Source organism: Sulfobacillus harzensis, from assembly GCF_012933365.1.
Classification (GTDB): domain Bacteria; phylum Bacillota; class Sulfobacillia; order Sulfobacillales; family Sulfobacillaceae; genus Sulfobacillus_B; species Sulfobacillus_B harzensis.
Genome location: NZ_JABBVZ010000160.1, coordinates 1 through 5,228, shown reverse-complemented (window position 1 = coordinate 5,228; position 5,228 = coordinate 1). Strand labels below are relative to the sequence as shown.

The 5,228-nt window shown below is 55.9% G+C and carries 5 protein-coding genes and 1 pseudogene; 3 read left to right on the top strand and 3 right to left on the bottom strand.

All coding sequences use genetic code 11. The features are described from left to right. A pseudogene (locus HIJ39_RS21300) lies at positions 1-269 on the top strand (GerAB/ArcD/ProY family transporter); the annotation flags it as partial. A gap of 377 nt (positions 270-646) precedes the next feature. Here the strand turns inward: HIJ39_RS21300 and HIJ39_RS21295 are convergent. Next, positions 647-916, bottom strand: a complete 270-nt coding sequence (locus HIJ39_RS21295) for a hypothetical protein (protein WP_169103053.1) — start codon at positions 914-916, stop codon at positions 647-649. Continuing rightward, entirely contained in the window at positions 909-1,694 is a 786-nt protein-coding gene (locus HIJ39_RS21290) for a ParA family protein (RefSeq protein WP_169103052.1), read from the bottom strand. The genes HIJ39_RS21295 and HIJ39_RS21290 overlap by 8 nt, the downstream gene beginning before the upstream one ends. Positions 1,695-1,897: 203 nt before the next feature. Between HIJ39_RS21290 and HIJ39_RS21285 the strand changes: the two genes are divergently transcribed. Further along, a complete protein-coding gene (locus HIJ39_RS21285; RefSeq protein WP_169103051.1) occupies positions 1,898-2,533 on the top strand; it encodes a DUF3800 domain-containing protein in 636 nt (211 codons plus the stop codon). 120 nt (positions 2,534-2,653) lie between these two features. On the opposite strand, the gene HIJ39_RS21280 is transcribed toward HIJ39_RS21285, so the two are convergent. Then, positions 2,654-3,256 carry a hypothetical protein gene (locus HIJ39_RS21280; RefSeq protein ID WP_169103050.1) on the bottom strand — a complete coding sequence of 201 codons (603 nt, stop codon included), beginning with the start codon at positions 3,254-3,256 and terminating at the stop codon, positions 2,654-2,656. Positions 3,257-3,401: 145 nt separating this feature from the next. Here HIJ39_RS21280 and HIJ39_RS21275 point away from each other — a divergent pair, with 145 nt between their 5' ends. After that, complete coding sequence (locus HIJ39_RS21275) at positions 3,402-3,710, top strand: hypothetical protein (protein WP_169103049.1); 309 nt, start codon at positions 3,402-3,404, stop codon at positions 3,708-3,710. The last annotated feature ends 1,518 nt before the right edge of the window (positions 3,711-5,228 follow it).

The window sequence follows — 5,228 nt, the reverse complement described above, 5'->3', positions numbered from 1 at the left end:
TGTACTTGACCCTCCACGTGTTTGTCCTCACGATCAATCTTCAAGACGGGTTATCTCTCTCGCCGCGGGGCCGGGTGGTGCTCGTGTGGAGCCTGATGGGCCTGTTGGGCGCGATCGCGTGGCGACTGCCGTCCCCGGTGGCGGCCACGGACCTCGTCGTGCATTGGATCGACCCGGCCGCGCTGGGCGTGACCATGCTCACCAGCCTCGGGGCCACCTGGCTGGTGCGGCGGCGGTCGACGCGGGAGTCGGCACCTGTGGAAGGGTAGGCCCCCGCTACGATGCCACCTCGTTGTGTGAGATGATGTTGCGTAACAACGTGCGACCATTCTATCTCCACAGTCCTTTTCCGTACATCGGCATTCGGGTTTTTGGTGCCAATGCTCACAAACCCCGATAATTCTGCCCCCGTGATTTTGGTCGAAGATCGATAGCATGCGATTCATGACCTATTGATGCATAAATACCCGTGGAGCACGATGCTACCATGACGGTCATTGGGCACTGGCGGGCTCCCTCGTCTGCAACCGAGTGTCCGGGAACGCGAACCCTGGAGTTGGGTTCGATTCCCAAGGACCGTCTCCATTCATCGCTCCCCGGCGATCCGAGACGCATATCGTATACGGTCAACGGTAAACTCTTTGAGTCACTCGTGTGAGTTCAAGAACGCTTTCAACGCCGCATTTAGCGCCGCTGAATGACTAGTGCCTGTTTGTTTGCACCAGGCCTGCAGCGCGGCCCAATTCTCGTCCTCACAATAGAACGTGCGGCGATGATAGCGGTCGTCCCACCGCTGTCCGGCCTTAGGAGCGGAGGATCCCGACGCTTTTACGGTGTCCTGCGGTTTGGTTGCGAACGGCGCGGGGGCGTTTTCAAACAAACGATCGACTCCAGTGAGTTTGGCACGCTTAGGCATTGATGAGCACCTCCTGAACGAGCTCCCGATACGCCTGCGCCCCGGGCGTATTCGGCGCATACACCACCGCTGGTGTGCCCGTGATGGGGGATTCTTCGAAGCGCACACTGCGCGGAATGACGGTCTCGAAGACACGGATGTGCTGCTCGCCAAAGATGCGACGGACTTCCTGCAACGTTTCCTGATGATGGCTTGTGCGGCGGTCGTAGAGCGTCGGCAGAAGGCCTTCAATGCGGAGGCTCGCATTCAGCCGCGACTGCACCAACCGCACCGTACGCAATAGCAGTTGGAGGCCCCGCAGGGCGAGATAGTTGGTGGCCAACGGCACCAGCACGCTATCGGCCGCCACCAGCGCGTTAATCGTGAGGATGCCGAGCTGGGGAGGACAGTCAACCAGGATGAAGTCGTAGGCGTCCCGTACGGGCGCCAATAGGCGCGACAGGGCATACTCCCGCGCGTACTGTGAATTCAAATCGATCTCCGCCGCGGCCAGCTCCAAATTCGCGGGAATCAAATCCACCCCTTGCTGGTCGTGAAGGATGACATCTTTCAAGTCCTTGTGAGCCCCTTCGTCTGCCAGCACCATCGCCTCATAAAGTGTGTGACTGGCGAGCGAATCCGGGTCTTGGCCCAGACTAATCGCTAACGACCCCTGCGGGTCACTATCCACCAGCAGACACCGTTGGCCTGCTTGGGCCAACGCCACGCCGAGATTGGCGACGGTGGTGGTTTTGGCGACGCCGCCTTTTTGATTTACGACGGCGATGACACGACTCATTGGATTCACCTCTTGTCGTTTACCGTATACGGTCAACCGTGCACGGATTACGGTTAACATAGCACACGCCACACGGCGCGCGAAGGAATTATCGACAATTACGATGACGGTATACGGTGTACCGTTGACGGAGAAACAAAAAAGCGTGACAGCGCCCCGTGTCCCGGTCCAAAATGAGATATTGGAATGGGGGACAGGCAGGCGTGGTTGTCTTTATCGATGAGTCGCAGGATCGGGAACGATTTGTACTGGAGGCGATTGTCGCCGATGAGGTCGTGTCTCTCAATGCCACCGTCGGCCGCTTCCGGACCATCTCACGGCATCTCAAAGTCGATGTCCGCGAGTACCATGAATTTGATCTTCACCGCGATCATCCGCGGGTTCTCACCCGTGTTCTCGAAGAAATGAGCCTGTGGAAGCGAAAAAAGCGACGTTCAGTCCCCCGCAAGGACATAAGAGTCGTGGCCACGTACTACCTCAAAGCCCCCTCGGAGGGACGAGGGACCGCCCTCGCACACAACCGGATGCTGACGGTCTATCGCGAAACCTTTCGCAGCCTCGTCTGGGCACTTCCCTTGACGCCCCAAGATACGGTCGACGTGGTTTGTGATCGATTCGAAGGCTGTACCACGTTAGAGCCCACCCTGGAAGCGATTTTACTCACGCGGGCCGCCGGCACCGTGCGCTTTGCGGATTCCGTTCTTGAGAAGCCATTGCAGTTGGCGGATTTAACAACAGGGACCATCCGGCGACACCTGGCAGGCGATCCGAACGAGGACCGCTTTCGCTTCATAGCCCCGTTGTTGTACCACTTGGGGGTCGTAGCCGTCAGGCAATAAAAATGGGCAACTTCACTGTGGAGACCTTGCGTACTCTGGTAATCCAGAGCGCCTTACGCCACGTTAGCGCGGCGGGACAACACAGGAGCGGTTGCACTCTTGGCATTATTGTACCACGGTCTAACATAAGTTCAACCCATGTCGGTCCCTGGTTTGGTCCGCGTCGTGGGGGGCTCGAGCATCCGGGACGAACGGCGGCACCACCGCACCCCCGGAGCGAATCACGTTGATAGCATGATAGCGGGGCGGGGCCATCGCTTCCTCCAACGTAATCGGCTCGACCTCCTCGAGCAGGCTCTTGTATGTGTGTTTGGACGAGGGGTAGAGGTGGTAGTTCACACCGGCCGACTTGATGATGTCGGCCAGGTCGCGGGGGAGTTGCCGCCAGTCGTGAAACAGCCACAGCAAGCCGACACGCCACTTGCGGGACTCGACCACCATGCGCTTCCAGCGCTCCGCGGCGGAGGGGTATTGGTGCGGCTCATCCGCAATGACAAAGCAGGGGCGTTGCTGTGATTCAGGGCGGCCCAGCATCGCCAGTTCAATCTTGGAGAGCAGGAAATCCGCCAGAATGTCTTTGGCTTCCCGCCCCAAGTCATCGGGCAGATGGATGGCGACCAAGTAGCCGCCCGTAAGCCATTGCCTGAAGTCCAGCACGCGATTGGACCCCAAACATTCCGCGAGCACGTCATCGCCCAACAGCAGATCTAACCGGTTCAGCACGGGCTCCGTCACCCTAAAGGTTGCTGTTCACCTCAGTAATCTGCCCATATGGTACCATAGCAGGGAAGGCCTGGCACGGATGAACGGAAGAAAACGGTAGCATGGTCTGACAAAAACGGTGTCGAGGGAGAGAGGGGGGGCAGGGTTGGCGCGGTGGTCGAATGAAGAACGGTTAGCGGCGTTGGATGAGAAGGTAGCCCAGATGACGGCGCGACGGGATCAGTTGGCGCGGCAGGCCCAACGGGAACGGCGGAAACAGCAGGAACGAATATGGATACACGTCGGCCGCGGCATGGCGGAGTTGGGCGTGGATTCGGAAGCCAAGTGGGAGGCGCTGCGAGCCTTGGTGATGGACGATCCGCACTGGCAGCAGTGGATGACCCAACTAGAGAAAGCAGAAGAGAGAAGAGTGCTGTCCCCAGATAGAGACAGCGCAGAACTCGAGGCACAGTGACAGCAGATCGGCATTCACAAGACCATCCATAGCGCAATCGCATGCGATTTTGGGTGACATCAAGCAAGCTCGCAGAGTGGCAATGCTTGGTCACAGCGACAAGGGAAAAAGGCAAGGAAATGGATGGACATGACCATGGTCATAGGGCATACTGGTTGAAAAAGGGGCTTTGTGATATGAGGATGAGGATTATAAAATATGGCATTCCAACAGTCGGACTAGCATTACTCACTACCGCCGCATTGACTTCAGTTGGACAGAATACAAAATCAGCTATTTCCAAAAAAGTTCCGGTGGTTGCGGCATCGATGAAAAAAATCTCGATGCCCAACCCCGGAACCCACGCATCTCTACTTAAACGTGAAGAGTGGATTATGCAATGGCAGCCCAAAAGTATCTATGCTCAGTGGGTTAAGTATGGGCGACCACCCCTCTATCTAGGAGAAGGCGATTACTACTATTTCGAGCCTCCGGGGGCCTCTCGATATGCTGACCGTGGTGTCCTGTTGAAATCAGCACCCGTGTCGAACTCGGCTTACTGGCCTAAGTGGTACGGTAAACCCTTAAAATCTTAGGTACAGGTGTTAGAGCCACCTAGGCTTGGGTAACTTTGTTGCCCACCGTAGTTGAGTCCGTAGGATACTTTGTTATCGTAATCGCAACAATTCCCGCTCGATATACAACTTGAACTCACTTGCGTAGCGGTATATTGTTGGGCCACAATTCCCATATCCAACGTATATGTGTAGCAATGGCCAGTACTACTATCATAGAGCGACATGCTATAGGGTAGGGTCATTATTTGCCCGATTTCCAAAATAGCTCCAGCTCCAGACATACAGTTCCACCAGGCCAGAGCATTCTCACACCCCTCTGCTGTGCTACCGTAAAAATTCTCGGCGAGTGCATATAAGCTATCACCGCTTTGCACCTCGTACGCAGGTATCCACCCAGCCTTGAACTTCCCGCATAGACTGCTATTGGAATTGTAGACTGTTTTGTTAGCCTCCATCTTCAGCCTTCCCTTCTCGTATAATTTTGCTGACAAAACCACGCCTGTACACCGTCGTCTAGGGCATAGTCCGACCAGAACGTCGCATAGTCTGGCCTCGTTGCGGTACATGGCACGATACTGCCCTCCTTCTGTGATGACCGACCTTTCATCGGTCTACTATATAGGGGACACGCTCCTCGCAAAAGCGGACACCCTCACCGAAAAATTTTTTCCGCCGTTAGCCGAAGTGTAGAGTCTGATGATATGGGGGTTTGTGTATCAACGGAACGAAAATTGCTTTAGAGGACTCCAAAGTGGCCTTAGAAGACGCGAATTTAGCCTTCAAATATGACTCATTCGGGCTCCTTTGTCGTAGCCTTGACCCCGCTAACGATAAAGACACTAATCTTCGAACTCCGCACAGCTATTGCATTGTTCGTTCGAATACTCGTATGATGACACCATGTCAACCCGGCCGGCCTAATTTCTTTTGGGGCCATGCGAGGTCGGTCGTCAAGGTCGGC

Excerpts from the sequence above, each read along its gene's own strand:
- HIJ39_RS21295 (WP_169103053.1), bottom strand. The coding sequence starts at position 916 with ATGCCTAAGCGTGCCAAACTCACTGGAGTCGATCGTTTGTTTGAAAAC.
- HIJ39_RS21290 (WP_169103052.1), bottom strand. The coding sequence starts at position 1,694 with ATGAGTCGTGTCATCGCCGTCGTAAATCAAAAAGGCGGCGTCGCCAAA.